The sequence below is a fragment of the Moraxella sp. CTOTU48841 genome (genome assembly GCF_032061225.1).
Taxonomy (GTDB): domain Bacteria; phylum Pseudomonadota; class Gammaproteobacteria; order Pseudomonadales; family Moraxellaceae; genus Faucicola; species Faucicola cinerea.
The window spans coordinates 256,325-271,061 of sequence record NZ_DAMBFQ010000002.1; the positions used below are offsets into that span (position 1 = coordinate 256,325).

Annotated in this window: 22 protein-coding genes; all 22 read right to left on the bottom strand. The window is 45.6% G+C overall.

Annotation, left to right across the window (positions count from 1 at the left end):
- Window positions 1-69: 69 nt before the first annotated feature.
- Window positions 70-585, bottom strand: a complete 516-nt coding sequence (locus RT034_RS03950) for a DUF4468 domain-containing protein (protein WP_313013907.1) — start codon at window positions 583-585, stop codon at window positions 70-72.
- 52 nt (window positions 586-637) lie between these two features.
- The gene (locus RT034_RS03955; protein ID WP_313013910.1) at window positions 638-943 is read right to left on the bottom strand and encodes a phage tail assembly protein T; all 306 of its coding nucleotides are present in this window, start codon (window positions 941-943) and stop codon (window positions 638-640) included.
- 35 nt (window positions 944-978) lie between these two features.
- Complete coding sequence (locus RT034_RS03960) at window positions 979-1,338, bottom strand: hypothetical protein (protein WP_312385247.1); 360 nt, start codon at window positions 1,336-1,338, stop codon at window positions 979-981.
- Between the two features lie 71 nt (window positions 1,339-1,409).
- Window positions 1,410-1,850, bottom strand: coding sequence for a hypothetical protein (locus RT034_RS03965; RefSeq protein WP_313013911.1), 441 nt, complete (start codon window positions 1,848-1,850; stop codon window positions 1,410-1,412).
- Between the two features lie 10 nt (window positions 1,851-1,860).
- Window positions 1,861-2,220, bottom strand: a complete 360-nt coding sequence (locus RT034_RS03970; RefSeq protein ID WP_313013912.1) for a hypothetical protein — start codon at window positions 2,218-2,220, stop codon at window positions 1,861-1,863.
- A complete protein-coding gene (locus RT034_RS03975; RefSeq protein ID WP_313013915.1) occupies window positions 2,217-2,678 on the bottom strand; it encodes an HK97-gp10 family putative phage morphogenesis protein in 462 nt (153 codons plus the stop codon). The genes RT034_RS03970 and RT034_RS03975 overlap by 4 nt, the downstream gene beginning before the upstream one ends.
- Entirely contained in the window at window positions 2,678-3,007 is a 330-nt protein-coding gene (locus RT034_RS03980) for a phage head completion protein (RefSeq protein WP_313013917.1), read from the bottom strand. Before RT034_RS03980 ends, RT034_RS03975 begins: the two co-directional genes overlap by 1 nt.
- Before the next feature lie 2 nt (window positions 3,008-3,009).
- Window positions 3,010-3,201, bottom strand: a complete 192-nt coding sequence (locus RT034_RS03985) for a hypothetical protein (protein WP_313013920.1) — start codon at window positions 3,199-3,201, stop codon at window positions 3,010-3,012.
- Window positions 3,202-3,510, bottom strand: coding sequence for a head-tail connector protein (locus RT034_RS03990; protein WP_313013923.1), 309 nt, complete (start codon window positions 3,508-3,510; stop codon window positions 3,202-3,204). It abuts the gene before it with no gap.
- A 132-nt stretch (window positions 3,511-3,642) separates the two neighbouring features.
- A complete protein-coding gene (locus RT034_RS03995; protein WP_313013925.1) occupies window positions 3,643-4,944 on the bottom strand; it encodes a phage major capsid protein in 1,302 nt (433 codons plus the stop codon).
- A gap of 84 nt (window positions 4,945-5,028) precedes the next feature.
- The gene (locus RT034_RS04000) at window positions 5,029-5,331 is read right to left on the bottom strand and encodes a hypothetical protein (protein WP_313013927.1); all 303 of its coding nucleotides are present in this window, start codon (window positions 5,329-5,331) and stop codon (window positions 5,029-5,031) included.
- Between the two features lie 2 nt (window positions 5,332-5,333).
- Window positions 5,334-6,065, bottom strand: a complete 732-nt coding sequence (locus RT034_RS04005; protein ID WP_313013929.1) for an HK97 family phage prohead protease — start codon at window positions 6,063-6,065, stop codon at window positions 5,334-5,336.
- Complete coding sequence (locus RT034_RS04010) at window positions 6,025-7,293, bottom strand: phage portal protein (protein WP_313013931.1); 1,269 nt, start codon at window positions 7,291-7,293, stop codon at window positions 6,025-6,027. Before RT034_RS04010 ends, RT034_RS04005 begins: the two co-directional genes overlap by 41 nt.
- Window positions 7,290-9,029: a terminase large subunit gene (locus RT034_RS04015; RefSeq protein WP_313013934.1), complete on the bottom strand. Its 1,740-nt coding sequence runs from the start codon at window positions 9,027-9,029 to the stop codon at window positions 7,290-7,292. Before RT034_RS04015 ends, RT034_RS04010 begins: the two co-directional genes overlap by 4 nt.
- An 8-nt stretch (window positions 9,030-9,037) precedes the next feature.
- Complete coding sequence (locus tag RT034_RS04020; RefSeq protein ID WP_313013937.1) at window positions 9,038-9,508, bottom strand: phage terminase small subunit P27 family; 471 nt, start codon at window positions 9,506-9,508, stop codon at window positions 9,038-9,040.
- Between the two features lie 99 nt (window positions 9,509-9,607).
- Complete coding sequence (locus RT034_RS04025) at window positions 9,608-10,030, bottom strand: HNH endonuclease (protein ID WP_313013939.1); 423 nt, start codon at window positions 10,028-10,030, stop codon at window positions 9,608-9,610.
- A 142-nt stretch (window positions 10,031-10,172) separates the two neighbouring features.
- Window positions 10,173-10,565, bottom strand: coding sequence for a hypothetical protein (locus RT034_RS04030; RefSeq protein WP_313013940.1), 393 nt, complete (start codon window positions 10,563-10,565; stop codon window positions 10,173-10,175).
- 340 nt (window positions 10,566-10,905) lie between these two features.
- Window positions 10,906-12,597 carry a DUF5906 domain-containing protein gene (locus tag RT034_RS04035; protein ID WP_313013942.1) on the bottom strand — a complete coding sequence of 564 codons (1,692 nt, stop codon included), beginning with the start codon at window positions 12,595-12,597 and terminating at the stop codon, window positions 10,906-10,908.
- On the bottom strand, window positions 12,598-13,599 hold the full coding sequence (locus RT034_RS04040; RefSeq protein ID WP_313013943.1) for a primase-helicase zinc-binding domain-containing protein: 1,002 nt from the start codon (window positions 13,597-13,599) through the stop codon (window positions 12,598-12,600).
- A complete protein-coding gene (locus RT034_RS04045) occupies window positions 13,596-13,850 on the bottom strand; it encodes a hypothetical protein (protein WP_313013946.1) in 255 nt (84 codons plus the stop codon). The genes RT034_RS04040 and RT034_RS04045 overlap by 4 nt, the downstream gene beginning before the upstream one ends.
- Window positions 13,847-14,233 carry a hypothetical protein gene (locus tag RT034_RS04050; protein WP_313013947.1) on the bottom strand — a complete coding sequence of 129 codons (387 nt, stop codon included), beginning with the start codon at window positions 14,231-14,233 and terminating at the stop codon, window positions 13,847-13,849. The genes RT034_RS04045 and RT034_RS04050 overlap by 4 nt, the downstream gene beginning before the upstream one ends.
- Window positions 14,230-14,724, bottom strand: a complete 495-nt coding sequence (locus RT034_RS04055; RefSeq protein WP_313013950.1) for a phage regulatory CII family protein — start codon at window positions 14,722-14,724, stop codon at window positions 14,230-14,232. The genes RT034_RS04050 and RT034_RS04055 overlap by 4 nt, the downstream gene beginning before the upstream one ends.
- Window positions 14,725-14,737 lie beyond the last annotated feature (13 nt).

A 14,737-nucleotide genomic window follows, 5' to 3' on the forward strand; every position in this document is an offset into this window, starting at 1 on the left:
CAACTCCTTAAATTTTGGCAATAAAAAACCCCATCGGATGACGGGGTTTATTTATTTTATTTGATTGTATTACCAGTTTTTATCAATGGTGCCAGACTTCACAATATCGTTAGACAGGCTGTTGATAGTTGCATCCAAGACAGATTTAGCTTTTGCTTTATCTTCATCTTTGTAAATTTGATAATTTGACTCAGCAACTGGCCCCATCAAAGCACTATATCCCGCTGGATAATGCACATTTAAATCATCAAAAGTAACTCTTGCTCTGTTATCTTTGGCGTCAACTTTAAAAGTAAACTCCAACGAGGGTTTGATACCTGACGCGCAATTTATTCCACTACATTGATAAGGCATATTACCTTTACCAATGATGCTGCCAACTGTTTTATCTTGATATTGGATAACTGAGTTGGCAGATTTAAAGTTTTTTGCAACCCATTGGCGAGCGCCTTCATAAACCATATCTTGTTTAACATTAGGCACATCTACAATGCGCTGATAGCTTGTCATAGGCTCGCTGGTGGGTACTGTAGCACAGCCAACCATCATCATTACAGGTAAAGCTAATAAAACTAATCTTTTCATGCTGTAATCCTTTTTAGCAACAATTGTGTAAGATTACAGCATAAAACAAAAATCAACTTTCATCAAACAACATTTTAGTCATTGCCTCGGTTTCAGCTCTTAGCCGTTCAATCTCAGCTTCGCGCTCACGTTCAGCAGCGACCTCAGGCGATACTGGATGCGGGTCAACAAACAGATAGTCTTTTAACGGCATTGACTCGCCGCCCATCCAGTGCGTTGCCAATTGCAATAGTTTTGCAAACTGGGCATCCATCCGATAATTGCCGAATGGGTCAATACGGTCATACGCTATCCACTCTATCAATTCATCGTTTGATAGCTCATTGGATAGCTCATTGACCGTCTTGCCCAATTGCATGGCTAACTTAAACAAAAACCGCCGATTAGGGCGGTTTAGGAGTTTTTTTCGGCTTCATCCACTTTTTCAACCGTGATGCCGTTGTATTCGTTGTACGCGTTGAATACAGGCATGACGATACTTGCTGGATAGTTGGCGATGGCAGCGATGTCTTCGTCTTTATACAGGCGCTCGCCTTTTTCATCGACCACGGCATTGGCAAAAATCACTGCGCGAAATGGCTGCTTGTTTTTGTTTTTACCAAAACTTGCATCTTCCATTGCTTCGCGCTCGGCGACGGTTTGGATTTTGACATTGACGTCACCGCCCAATGCGGGTACATACACAGACTTGAATGATACTTGAGAGGCGGCAGCGATTGCCGATGCGATAGCAGCTTTTGATAATAGAGCCATGATTATATCCTTGGTTTATAGGTATTTAGTGGGTTAAAAGGTTGAAATAATGAAAGGCCAAAAACCCAGCGTTATGGCTGGGTCAATGATGTGGTGATTGGTGTCACATTTGAGATGGTAAGCGTGCCTTTTTTACGCAGTTTTTGGGTTTTGGTTTCGGTCACTTCTTCCCATTTCATAAGCTGCGCGTCAAAGGTTTTGCCTTGTTTTGCTTGCGTAAGAAAATACTCAAAGTACCCATAGCTGTTGTCTTCAAACATTTTGTCAAGCTTCATGTGCGTTGGGTCTTTTGGGTCGTAGACGATTTCAAATTCAACATCACCGTTTTTCTTAAAGTTAACGATTGCAAACTCTTCTTGCGTGTCATCGGTATCGGTGATTTCGTCTTTAACTTTCTCTTGCGAAATAGGCGCACATTTTTGCAAGTGAGGGATTTTTTTATAACCCGTTTTATCGCCGACAGTGTCGAGACCAAGGGTATAAAAACTATCAACTAAATTTTCTTTTGCCATGTGTTAGCTCCTAAAAGGTTGTACCCCAGACATGGATGTCTAAGGATTGGCGGAAAATCTTTGGGTTGGGGTCAGGCAGAGATTGACGGCTGCCAATCTCGGCTTTAATGTTGTTGAGCGCATTGATGACTTGTAGCATCAACACGTCAGTATCGCTATACGATGGGCTATACACATCAATTTGCATCAATGCGTATTCATGCCCTTCAAAGCCATCATTACTATTTTCTGGGTTGCTAGATACTAACGTATAGACAATATAGCTTTGCCCAGCAATGGTTTTGGATTGGCTTTCAGGGACAATGACAGGATAGACACGCCCAGCAACAAGCGGATTTAATGTCTGAAAAATCAATTTGCTTGCGTTCATGGGCTGCCTGTTAATTTATCAATGCGCTTGTGCATCTCGTCTTTAAAGCGCTCAACTACTTGCTGCCAAGTCTGCTCAAAGGCGGGTCGTAAAAATGGTATTGCTGCCATGTTTGAGTTGCCATGCTCGACAAAATGCCAATAATAGGGGTATGGTGCAGCGCGGTTTTTTTTGCCGACTCGGATAGTGACAGTTGGGTCAAGACGGTCTTTGAGTCGTTGGCGCTTGACGCTGTTTTTCATAGTACCGGGTTGGATAAGCATGTATTCGCCCGTCTTGCTGTTGCGTAAATTATGCGCAGCTTCAGACACCGCTGCATTTTCTTTTGCTTTTTTCATCATGGGCAAAGATGCCGCCATCAACGACTGCTCAATGACTTTGCGCTTCATGACGTCGGTCAGCTCAGCAAGTTTGTCGTCCAGCTCGTCAAGTCCTTGGATTTCAAATGCCATATCCATTATTTTTGCTCACATAACACCATAATTTTTTTGTCAGCGGGTACCGGCATCACACTGGCCACTGTGTAGGTTTGGCTGGTCTCAATCAGCCGGATTTTGTCCGTGGATTGAATATCGGTTTCTATATCAACATAAAGTTTGGCAGTGATGTTGACGCCTTGCACTTTGCCTGTGATAGCCGCATTGGCCGAGATTGGCAGCCACTCGCAAAATACGGTAGAAACGACTGACGGTTCACCATCAACCGGTTCGCCATAGTCATTGGTGGTAGCAATTGAGCGCAAAATCTCGATGGGCGTTTTAAGTTGATTTCGACTAAGACGCGCCATAATTAATCCAATTTAATTTTGTGTTTGGTTAAACTGCCATGTGATTGGCGCTGCTGGTCAAATCGTTGGCGCATCTGTTTTTGCTGCTTGTATGCCATCCGCCAAAACGGTATTGCGACAGTGACAAACATAACGATCGCAATCAGCCCAATAAAACCAACGGCTACCAGTAGATAAAAGATAAGCTCTAGCATTTACACTCCCATCCGTCGGTATTTGCTGATAAGCCGCTCAAACGCGGGATTATCATAAATTTGCTCTGCTTGTTGGCTGCCACGGTAGTCATACAGTGAGCCAATCATCAGTAAAATGGCTTGTCGTAGCGGCGCTTTAAGCTCGCCGTTTTCATTGATACATTTGACGTCATCAAGTGAGCGGTCAATAGTGTCCTCGACGTTGGTAATCGCCGTTGGTATCAAACTGGAAATATAATCATCATTAACCGTATGAGTGATTGCCAAATGTTTTTTGACTTCAGCAAGGGTGATTTCTGGGTTAATCATGATTAGATTCTCAATTACTATATCTAGTGGTTAAGCTGCTCATAAAAGACACAACATATAGATTTAATAAAAAAAGCCTATCAATCTGACAGGCTTTTTTGGGTAAGGGACTGATTTAGACCAGTCTTTTGGTTAGTCGGTTAAAACGGCTGGTGTGGCATCTAGGTCGCCAGTCACACACGCATCAGGCATAATCACACCAAACGCGGCGCGCATTTCGGCACGGATAGTTACCAAGTTTTTGATAAAGTTGTCACGGTCTTCAGTGGATAGCTCGACTGCGACATCTTCGCGGATATAGCCTTCAGTCGCCATGACCACGTTACCAATCCAGTATTTACCTTTTGGCATACCGGCTGATTGGATGACGCGGACGCCCCATAGTACAGGCGTTACCGTCGCACCTGGTGAGCCAAAGATATAGTGACCGTCGGTGCCTTTGGTGCGTTCAATCACAGACCAGTCTTCTGGGTTCATGATGACCGCATCAGGTGGTACATAGCTTGCAAATGCCTTGGCTTTTGCCGCTGATACGGTATCGATTGGGTTATTCAACGCTGGCAAAACGATTGAGTTGCCTGTTTTTAGCAAACCGCTAAATGACGTGGTGTTGCCGTTGATAACCAGATACTCAAGTTTTAAGCGGATGCCATACGCCATACGACCGCGGATATACGCCACCAATGCGGGCATATCATTAAGGAGCTGATTGGTCACACGCACCCAATGCGCGATGACACTGATAGTCAGCTCTTCAACTTTAAAGTTAAGCTCTGATTCAGGTTTAGTTTCACCCTCTGGTACCACATCCGCCATAAAGTTATGGGCAGACTCTTTAAGCAGTGGGATAAGTGACTCAGTCACTGGCGTCCAGTTGATCAGCTCAACGATTGTCAGCGGCTGAGCAACGACTTCCTGCAAACGTAACGCTGTGTCGTTAAGGTGCGCGGCATTGCCTGAGATGGTGCCGAGTCCGATGGTGTTACGGGTGTTAAACTCACCGTCAAGTACCATTTTACCGCGTGCTTTGGTGATTGCCTTGGCTTGGTTCAGTACATCTTCATTGCGCGCAAGCAATGCGCCGATATCGTTGGCATCGTTACGGCCTTCAAGCACACCTTCGACCAGTTTTTGCTCAATGTCAGTCAAGCGACTGGATAGGTCGTTGGCTTTTTCGACTTCTTCAGTCAGTTTTTTGAGCGCGTCGCGGGTTTCTTTGTCGGCTGTGCCGTATTCGTCGATGGCTTTTTGGTGAGTTTCAACCAGTTTGTCAACTTCAGCCAAACGGGTTTTGAGTTTTTTGGCGATGTCTTCAAGTTCGTTTGGCGTTTTGTCGTCACGGGTTGCCAACGGGAATTTGTGTTGTAACGCTTTACTGGTGATGCCAGCAGTGGTAACGCCAACGGCGATGGCGGATAAATGAGTGTTTTTCATAAAGTTTCCTTGTCAAATGGTGAGGTTTGGGTAATAAAAAAGCCCCATCATGTGATAGGGCTTTTTGAATTTTGAAATGAGTGATTAGGCTAGTGAAGGTAATCGAATTGGTCTGGGCTTATGCAAATTATCATCAAAAATAAAATCTTTGCCAAATAACGGCGGGTCTTTTGGACGATCAGTCATGAAAAATTTATCCGTCCACTTACTGGCTATTACTTTAATGCCCATAAAAGCAGAAAATGGCATAGGTTTATTTGGCGATCCAGTCGCTAATGAAGATAACTCTTTATATTCATTTTCGCTTAAAACTATAATGTCTGGGTCTTTGCCAAAATCAGCTTGATAGCGTACTAATGTTGCGATGATTTGCTCAGATAAAGTCATACTTAAACTCCAAAATCCAAGATATCCGCCACACTGCGCATGGCTTCAACATCTGCCTGTGGCGTTGGGTGTAGCACATCATCCAATTTGCCGATAAATGACCGCGCTTGCTCTTCGCTCAAGCCCAAACTGTGTAGCATCCGCGTGGCGTCCGCTTCGCTTTCCATTTGCTCAATGTTCTGCGTATCTGTACGGGCATCACGGTCACTTGGCTCATCGACAACGCTGATTTCGTAAAGGTCAGCGCGTTTGATGATGATGCGATCCGCTTGCTCTTCATAATCCATCGGTGAGACGGGATAAAAGCAGATGGATAGCCCATCAACGGTGCCATGCGCCATCATTGCTTTTAAGTCTTCAGCGATACTTAACCCTGCGGTCAACTCACCGGTGACTTTTAGTCCCGTGTCATCTTCTTCAAGTTTGACCCATTTACCCACACGGCGGCGGATGGGTGTGTCGATAAATTCGCGCCACCCGTGGTTATAGTACATATAGACTGATTTGGTACCGGCGTTAACCGCAGTCACCAGGTCAGTAAATGCGCCACGGGCAAACTGTTCGCCATAGGTATTGACGCTGTCCCATTTGACCGCGTAACCCGTAAATTGATACGCCGCTTTTGGACTTTTGCCAGACGAAAAGCGGATATTGCTACTCTCAATCGGTAGCAGTCGCACCGGCATATCGCGGTTAGGTCGATTGCGTGTTTTGAGTTGAGTCGGTTTTGACATTATTAATTTCTCTGTTTGATTCGCTGATAACTTCAAGGGTGCCCATGTTGATTTGCATAAATAGATGGTCGCCGCCCACCTGAGGTGGCAAGCCTTCATTGCGTCGCACTTCGTTTGGTGTTATCTGCCCGCTGGCGATAGCGCCGCGATACGTTTCAACACGCTCTTTAAGTGATGCCCGCAATACCGCATCGGCATTAAATGCAAACTCGTATTTGCCCCAGTCTTTACGTGGTAGCAAACTGATAAGCATCGATAACTCGATTTTTTCAAGGTACGGGCGCAAGTTAAACTTATAAAATGCGTCAATAATCGACTGGATACCCGTGCCCCAGTTGCTCGACTGGGAGCTGTCATTAATCAAAATCGATGGCACGCCAAAGATACGCCCAATCTCTTCGATGCTATAACGCCGTGTGCTCAACAATTCGATATCGCTTGGCGTCAAACTAATCGGCTCAAAGCGCATATCAAGTGGTAAAACTGGAATAAACGTCTCTGCACCGCTGGTTAATTCGCCAATTTCTTTGCGTAAATCATCGCGCTGGTCTTTGGTCGGTGCGCCTTTAGTCATCAAAACACCTGACGGCTTGGCGCCATTGACCATCAAACTGGTAACTTTATCATCGGCGCTATCGGCAACTGCAATCGCTTTGCGTGCATGCGCCAAGGGTGACATGCCGATAAAACCTGTGCCAAATAACTTAACGTGCCAAATTTCGTCGGGCGTATAGTCCTTGGCGGTCTTGATACCAACATCATCGGTCAAAGTACGTCGATAAATGATTTTATTTTTATCAACAATCACGTCCATGTTGGCCGAGTTGACAATATCAAGACTGACAATATTATCGCTTGACTTGCTTATTTTGCCTTTGATGACATACGCATTGCCGCTACTCACCAGATTGAGCATCAGCTGCTCAAAAAACTCTATACGGGTTTGCCGTGCATTGGGCTTAAAACGTATCAAATTCATCACATCATGATCTGCTATAGTGCGATTACCATCTTTATCGATGGCGTACATCTCAAGCGGTAGGCTTGCCACTGTCTCTGCCAAGAGTCTAATACTGGCAAATACGGCAGATACGGTCATTGCGCTGGCAAACGTGACGTTTTTACTTGTTTTGCTATTGCCTGTGATAGGCATGGCAAACTGGCTACCCTTTGCAGGGTCGCTTGGGGCGTTTATTGATATGCTCCCAAGTGTGCTATATACACTCATGCTCTTACACTCACAAAATCAGATAAATAATCGTCAAGTTGACTGCTAAAATCGTTACTCGGTAAATTGCCGGTTTCAGCAAAATGATATGCTCGGTTGGATGCGATAATCCCAGCCAACGCGGGGTCAATTTTGCTATCGTCAGACTCTTTGCGAGGGAATATGTTGCCATTGGCGTCGGCCTTGACCGTCACATTACCCATACCCCACGTCAGCACTGGATTATTTGGGTGATGCAGTCGCCCCGCTGTCAACATTGCAGACACCCACTTCATAGGTTCAGATAAATGCTTGACGTTTTGGGGTACTTCGACCATGTTGACGTTGTTTTCGATGGCACGCATCGCAAAATACACCGCGTTAAATGGGTCATAACCGCACTCAACGATGTCATAGTTTTGATTGTCATCGTACAAATCACGCTCGATACGCTCAAAGTCGGTGATGTTGCCATCGGTGACGGTAAGCCAACCTTGCCGCTCCCACATTTGGTACAGCTTTTGGTTGCGGTGCTGGGCATCCAAGCGCGCGCGATTGATGTAATTGTCACTAAACCAATAGTAATGCTGCTCACCATCAATCGTGCGCACAAAGATTTTATTTTTGGCTGCCAAGTCTTGCTTGGATGCCAAGTCCAGCCCCATAAAGCATGGGTCATTGACAAAATCAGACTCTTTTAAGCTGCTATCACCCGCTTTTGCCCACAAATCCATGTTTAACCAGCCACTTCGCGCGGCCACCCAAACACAAAGATGCTTGGTTAAAAAGTCGGTTAACGCTTCAGGGTCAATCTGGGCACGGATACAAGCTGCTTCAAGCGCGTCTTTACTGACAGATATGCCGTAGTTGGGGTTGGCTTTTCGCCACGTTTTTGGGTCTGTCCAGTCGTCGCCATCATCCATGGTAAAGATAATGCCAAAGTAACGGTCATGACTTTCAACGCCTGACAATACTTTAATCACCAATGTGCGCTGCTGATAGCAAACGCCGTCAAGGTTAAAGCCCGCGGTAGTGATGGCAAATAACAGCGGTTGGGTGCGTGCCCCCATACCCGTTGCAATGACCTCGTAAGTGTCATTGGACTTATGCGCGTGTAATTCATCGATAACGCCGCAATGCACGTTAAGCCCGTCCAAGTTGCCGCCATAATCACGACTGACTGGCTTAAATGTCGACATGCTTTTTTGCTGACTTACTGCATGACTTGATACTTCAATGCCCATCGCTTTTTGCATGTCGGGACGTTTACGTACCATGCCTTGTGCCGTTTCAAATACAATGCGTGCTTGGTCGCGGGTTGTCGCGGCACTATAAACTTCTGCGCCCTGCTCGCCATCTGCAAATGCCATGTAGAGGGCGATGCCCGCCGCCAACGTAGACTTGGCATTTTTACGAGGCACCTCAATATATGCGAAACGAAAGCGACGATATCCATCAAAATCCACCCAGCCAAACAAGTTGGCAACAATAAAAATCTGCCACGGCTCAAGCAATATCAGCTCTTTTTTATTCGCCAATTCGCCCTTGATGTGTGGCATTAGCTCGATAAATCGGCAAGCTTTTTCGACGCGCTTGATATCAAACTCAAACTCATAACCGGACTTTTGCGTTTTTGCTAAGTCATCAATAAATCGCTGACACGCTTGACGGACATATACACACGCATCTACCCTGCCACTTACCACATCGTGAGCGTACTCACTGGCGATATTGGCGTATGCGATGATGTCTGTCATGTCAAAATTTATGTACCTGTAAATTGCTCAAAGTCACTACCAAACAAGTCGCCTTGCTCGGTATTGACTTTAATTGATGAGCGCGCAGCTGGCGTCATGCCAAACTCGCGACCCAAGGCGACCATTTGCTTTTGCAGTGAGTTGCGTAGCTGAAATAAAACGGACTGCACTTCAAAGCCGTTTGGTGTGGTTGCCATACAAGCCTCAATGCTGTCTAGTTTTTCGCATACCTCACCATAGCGGGTGGCGGTCTCGACGTAGCTGCCAAAGATGTCGCCATCGATGACAGTCAATAATCCAAGATTGACCAGCTCTGGTCCGATTTTGTGCCATTTTTTGCGCATTTTGGCATCTAGCCACTCTGGGCAGTTTGGCATTCCCAGTTCTGGTTGCGCTTGTTGCTTGAGTGCGTCGCGGTCGTCACGAATACGGCCGCCTTGCAGCACTTTTAGCTGTGTTGGTTGACGTGGACGTGCCATTTTTTCACCTAATTTGTTGATTTTATTGGGTATACCCCCTATGGGGTTTTGACCATGCGTAAAAAAGACGGGGGCGACGGTCTTTATCGGTGAAGCCGTTTACTTTAAAACCGCCCCACCCGCTTTGCCGTTGGGTAAAAGCGCGGTCGTCAATTTGCGGTCGATGGTTGCTGTCTTGATGTCATGGCATGACTTGCATAGCGGCTGCCAGTTGTCTTGATCCCAAAAGCGGCTTTGGTCGCCGCGGTGTGGGATGATATGGTCAACGACTGTGGCAGCGACAATCATGTCTTTATCCTGGCAATGTTTGCAAAGTGGATGCTCATCCAAAAACGCCAAGCGCGCTTGATTCCACCGATAGTCATATCCGCGTTTGTGTGCGGATGGTCGTTTGTCTTTGGTTCGCTCACGTTTGATGGGTGCATCAGTGGGTCTTGGTTGATGCGCAGGGCATTTGCCATTGGCGGTTGCTTTGGCATTGCAGCCGGGATGACTGCATAACTTAGCTGGTGCAGTTGGCATACTTTGCCCCAAATAAAAAAGACTCATAGCGGTTAACTATGAGCCATAAAAAAGCTACCGGGAGGATGCGGTAGCTTTGATAGAGTTTTTGATTATGAGAAAATCATAGTATTTTTTAAGTCATTTGGCAATATAACTCAAATCAAACTGTCATCTGTAATTGTATCGCACGGCTTACTGCGTCTGTGTTTGAGCGTATTTTATCAATGATAAAATTAGTATATTTGCACAGCTCGTTACGACTCCAAGACTTTTGTGGGATGCCACAAAACGCTGAACGCTGACAGCCTGACCATGTGTATTTGTCACCGTTTGTTGCGACTGGATAGGTCAGCTCACCCAATGCGGTATCAACAACCCGCTCGATGTACTTTGGCTTTATGTCTTTAGCGGTCAACTCATTGATAAAATGCTGGCGCAGTGCTGATTTATTGTGAGCGCTAAAGCCGTCTGTCATGTAGTGATAGCAAGCTGATTGGATGGGCGTCAAGCAAGCAAAGGCTTCGGCAGCGGCTCGGTCAAATTGTTTACGCATAGTTTATCCTCCTTGGCTGATAAATCTATCGTATGGTAAGGGTTGTATGCAACTCTTACCCAAACCCTTACCCAACTCAAAGCCTTGATATATCTGCATTTGGATAGTGTTGGGTAAGGGTGCCAAGGGTGGAAAGGGTTATTTTTAATCCTATAGAGAAAAATATTTTTATTTGTCTGTCGTCATTAAGTCTTATAAATAAATTTCTCTTATAGCAATAGGCGCAAAAACCCTTAACACCCTTACCCAGATACACGAAAACCGCCATAGCGGCGGTCTTGGTTGGGTAAGGGTTTGTCTTTTAACCCTTTCCCAAGGTGTTACCCAACGTCTTACCCAGTTAGGTTTTGGCATAAGGCGAATGGAATTTCTGGGGATTGGGATTGTTTAGCTCATTAAAGTCATCTAACGCAATGCGCCATTTGCTAATCTCATCGCCCAGATAAGCTTCCTGATTGGGGCATTCGGTTGGTATATTAACACAAATAATTGTAGATTTCTTGCGTGTTGACATAGTTGGTGTTTTATACCATAGCAAACGCTTGTCTTCACGGGTGCCAATAAACGATAAAAACTTTGTAGCCGTGGTACTGCGCTCATTGTTTTGTTTGCACCATGTCAGATAAAACTTAAATAAATCTTGGGACAAACAAGATGAGTACGGCACCGCCAACTCACCCGCTGCCCACTCATCATAAAACGATTCCCAACTGGGCTGTGATAATTTAATTAACTGCTGTTTGGCTTTCGTCATAATAGCAGGCGTATGTTCGTTTTGCCCGGCTAAGTCCACTTTGAGTAAGTATGTGTAAAATGCTTGCACCATGTCACTACTGGGGTCATTGACTGACACCTCTACCCGTTTTAACAGGGTCGCAGGGATTTTTGCCTTAGGATAACTGACAACGTGGCGGCGGTCGTTAACCTCCAATGACAATGGCATCATGTCATTGGATAAAAAAACCGTGTTGACATAGTTGTCTTCTTTCCAACCGCTCACAAACTTTTTGCTGATATAAATCTGGTCGCCTGTGACTAGCTGTTTGACAAAGCCCATGTGCTTATAGCGGTCTTGCCCGGTAAATATCTCTTCAAACACGGTGTAAAGTTTGCCTGCTACCCAGTCATTGTATGATGACTCAAGCTGACCTTGTCCCAATGTGACGGCATACTCGCCATACACACGGCGCATGATGCGGTCAAAAAACAATGATTTACCTGCGCCTTGGATGTGGCCATGAAAAATCAGTGCCGTATCTAATTTGGTGCCAGGCTTTTGCAGCGGGATGGCAAGCCACCGCAACACCCACAAATACAAATCATTATTGTACTCACAGAGATGATGCAATAGTTCAAGGATAGGTCGGCATTTTTCTGTCGCGGTTTTGCCGTCGATATCGAGTGGCTTGAGTGGCAATCCCACAAAGGTATTAACAAACGGCTCGTCATTGGGTGCTTTGCGAGTGCGTGATGGGTCAAACCAAATATTATCAACATCAACCATCTTTTTGCGCGGGGATTTTATCCAGCTGTCAAACGCTTCTTTGTCAGACAGCTCCACTGCTTTGGCTTCAATGCGGCGGTGTTTTTGGATATCCCAAACTTCTTTGGTGCCATAGATGAGTAAATAGCGATTAAAAAATCCTTTGGCGTCGTCTTTGCTAATCAGCTCATTGCGGTCGCGGATAACTTCGTCTTGCGTGATTGTCTTAGTAGATGCCTCAAACCAAAGTTTGGCAATTGCCTTATTGCCAATATGGTCGTTAAATTGAGTCTTGGTGTACTCAACCTTTTGCTGTAAGTCATAGACTTTGTTTGTCGCACGTCCCGGTGCCATGATTTTGGCATAACGCTGCAACATAGCATTTAGGTCTTTTTGTTGCTGATCAGCAATGGCTTTGTCAGCGGGTGCAATGTCGTCATTGACTGCGGGTTGTTGCGGTGCAGCATTGACGACTGCCATAATTTGACGGGCAACTTCGCCAAGTCCGCAAGCAACGGCTAAATCGTTAAAATCTGTTAAACCGCTCACTTACGCCACCGCCTTATTTACGCTATCAAAGTTTGGAATAATCACCTCGCCGCCAACTGCCTGAGCTGCCTTAATTGCTTTACTAATCCCTGCATTGTACTCAAGCAAATCTTTGGGTTTATTGCCCTTATCGATATCAGCTTGGCGCATTTGCGTAGCGGTCGCTGTGTCATCATCAGCACAAAATAAAATTCGTGTATTTGGATAACGCTGACGCACCACTTGACCCACATCCAATAAATTACCCGCGTTAAACGCTACAAACACTGGGATTGACTGATTGACTGCTAAATAAATGCTGACACCCGTCGCCCAGCCTTCGCATACTAAAACTACCGCAGGATTGACAAATTGCGAGTCCATGCCGACAGGACAATAACAACCCTTGACTTGACCGCCAGTCATAAACATCTTGCTACCGTCATTGGCGATAGTTTGGATGTTGCGTATAACTTGCTGATTGTCAATCAATGCAATGATTGGGATAAGTAGATTGTTGCCGTCAAAACGCGCAGTAAATGGCATGACTTGCTTACGTGTCAAATAGTCGCTTTGACCCGTCATATTGGCATTATTCCAACGCTCAGATGCTTGATTGGCGGTGGTGTTTTGCGTTTGTAGTTTGGCTTGGATTTCAGCTTGCTCTTTTGCGGCTTGCTCGGCTTTCCATTTTGCTCGTTGCTCAGGTGTAATCGTTGATGTCGCACCAACGCCCAAGATACCGCCGACCATTGCCATCAAGTCATAGCCGCTGGTGTTGGTGTAAATCTCAACGAGCTTAAGCCCGTCACCAGCGCCACAGTTTGAGCATATCCAAGTGCCGTCGCCTTTTTTATTGTCGCATCTAAAGCGGTCAGTACCGTCACAGACTGGGCAAGGTTGGTGTTGTTTTGGGGCTTTATCAAACTGGATGCCAACCGCGGGAAAAATGGTATCAATCCATTTGCCATTGGCGGCGATTTTAATTGCATCGAAGTCTAGGGGTGGACGTTTGGTAGTCATGCAACACGCTCCAAAAATTTAGCCGTTTTGCCGCGGCCGTTGGCTTTGACGATGCGCAATAATTCAGCTTTTTCGAGTTTTTTAGCGGTCTGTAAAAACGTGTTGCGATTGAGATTGTGCTCATTGATAAGCGCATTGATGTCAATCACCTCATGTTCGACCAATAGACCAATGATTTTTTGCGATAGATTGCCCTCTTGTAGCTTGCCGTATTGACCCTTAAACGGCTTATGCTTGGCAGGGTCAATCATGGTAGCGGGGCATTGCGCGATTTGCGTTTTACGCGCCCATCAAACAGACTGTAATAATAATTTGGGTCAATATCGCCACGTTTTTGCGCTTCATACTTTGCCATTAGCTCAGTTTGTGGGATTCTGGGTTTACGACCTTTTTTGCTTTCAGTAGCTGTATTGTCGGATGCGCGACGTGCCGCTTGCTCTTCGCGCAGCTTTTTTTGACGCTCTATGTGTTCTGGGCTATGGTCAAACAAAAATGTGTTTGTTTGTTTGCGGGTCAGTTTAAGCGCGTTATTGGTGATGGGTGTATCTGCAACATAGCCGTTTTCTTTTTTCCATTCGGCAATGATGCGCTCTTGCTCATCAAGATTAGTTTTTGCGTAGCCTGATATCATCATTTTTCACCATCCATAACCGTTTGCGCTGTTGCTAATATCTTTTGGATTTGCCCGATTAGCGCTAAGCCAACTTTTTGCATAGCTTTGTACTCATCGCCTGTAATGCGCTTGTCGGCAATTGCAGCAAGCGTCGTGCTATTCATATCCACAAACTTTTGACCTAGCTCGACGATATCGTCAATCATTTCGCCATCATCCGCTGTCGGTAACTCAAACCAACCAGCATTGCCGTGAGCGCAACACATAGCATCCATAATCAGTGTCTTATTTTCCGCATGTGTAAGTACGTACTCAATAATGTCAGGTGATAAGGTATGGCTGTCATTGTTTGGGTTGATTTGCGCAGATACGGTGTTGTAATTAAGCCCATATTTGCCACAGATAAAATGCACCAATCCGCGCTCGCGCTTGGTGGTTTGATACACTGCCAAGTCGAGTGGCAATACGCATTTATCCGCGCGCTGTTTTGCTGTGTAGTATTGGTTCGACATATTCCCCTCGTTT

Excerpts from the sequence above, each read along its gene's own strand:
- RT034_RS03985 (WP_313013920.1), bottom strand. The coding sequence starts at position 3,201 with ATGCTAGAGCTTATCTTTTATCTACTGGTAGCCGTTGGTTTTATTGGG.
- RT034_RS04015 (WP_313013934.1), bottom strand. The coding sequence starts at position 9,029 with ATGACAGACATCATCGCATACGCCAATATCGCCAGTGAGTACGCTCAC.
- RT034_RS03990 (WP_313013923.1), bottom strand. The coding sequence starts at position 3,510 with ATGATTAACCCAGAAATCACCCTTGCTGAAGTCAAAAAACATTTGGCA.
- RT034_RS04040 (WP_313013943.1), bottom strand. The coding sequence starts at position 13,599 with ATGACTACCAAACGTCCACCCCTAGACTTCGATGCAATTAAAATCGCC.
- RT034_RS04005 (WP_313013929.1), bottom strand. The coding sequence starts at position 6,065 with ATGTCAAAACCGACTCAACTCAAAACACGCAATCGACCTAACCGCGAT.
- RT034_RS03975 (WP_313013915.1), bottom strand. The coding sequence starts at position 2,678 with ATGGATATGGCATTTGAAATCCAAGGACTTGACGAGCTGGACGACAAA.
- RT034_RS03960 (WP_312385247.1), bottom strand. The coding sequence starts at position 1,338 with ATGGCTCTATTATCAAAAGCTGCTATCGCATCGGCAATCGCTGCCGCC.
- RT034_RS04020 (WP_313013937.1), bottom strand. The coding sequence starts at position 9,508 with ATGGCACGTCCACGTCAACCAACACAGCTAAAAGTGCTGCAAGGCGGC.
- RT034_RS04010 (WP_313013931.1), bottom strand. The coding sequence starts at position 7,293 with ATGAGTGTATATAGCACACTTGGGAGCATATCAATAAACGCCCCAAGC.
- RT034_RS04055 (WP_313013950.1), bottom strand. The coding sequence starts at position 14,724 with ATGTCGAACCAATACTACACAGCAAAACAGCGCGCGGATAAATGCGTA.
- RT034_RS03955 (WP_313013910.1), bottom strand. The coding sequence starts at position 943 with ATGCAATTGGGCAAGACGGTCAATGAGCTATCCAATGAGCTATCAAAC.
- RT034_RS04030 (WP_313013940.1), bottom strand. The coding sequence starts at position 10,565 with ATGCGTAAACAATTTGACCGAGCCGCTGCCGAAGCCTTTGCTTGCTTG.
- RT034_RS04000 (WP_313013927.1), bottom strand. The coding sequence starts at position 5,331 with ATGACTTTATCTGAGCAAATCATCGCAACATTAGTACGCTATCAAGCT.
- RT034_RS03970 (WP_313013912.1), bottom strand. The coding sequence starts at position 2,220 with ATGAACGCAAGCAAATTGATTTTTCAGACATTAAATCCGCTTGTTGCT.
- RT034_RS04050 (WP_313013947.1), bottom strand. The coding sequence starts at position 14,233 with ATGATGATATCAGGCTACGCAAAAACTAATCTTGATGAGCAAGAGCGC.
- RT034_RS03980 (WP_313013917.1), bottom strand. The coding sequence starts at position 3,007 with ATGGCGCGTCTTAGTCGAAATCAACTTAAAACGCCCATCGAGATTTTG.
- RT034_RS03950 (WP_313013907.1), bottom strand. The coding sequence starts at position 585 with ATGAAAAGATTAGTTTTATTAGCTTTACCTGTAATGATGATGGTTGGC.
- RT034_RS04045 (WP_313013946.1), bottom strand. The coding sequence starts at position 13,850 with ATGATTGACCCTGCCAAGCATAAGCCGTTTAAGGGTCAATACGGCAAG.
- RT034_RS03995 (WP_313013925.1), bottom strand. The coding sequence starts at position 4,944 with ATGAAAAACACTCATTTATCCGCCATCGCCGTTGGCGTTACCACTGCT.
- RT034_RS04025 (WP_313013939.1), bottom strand. The coding sequence starts at position 10,030 with ATGCCAACTGCACCAGCTAAGTTATGCAGTCATCCCGGCTGCAATGCC.
- RT034_RS03965 (WP_313013911.1), bottom strand. The coding sequence starts at position 1,850 with ATGGCAAAAGAAAATTTAGTTGATAGTTTTTATACCCTTGGTCTCGAC.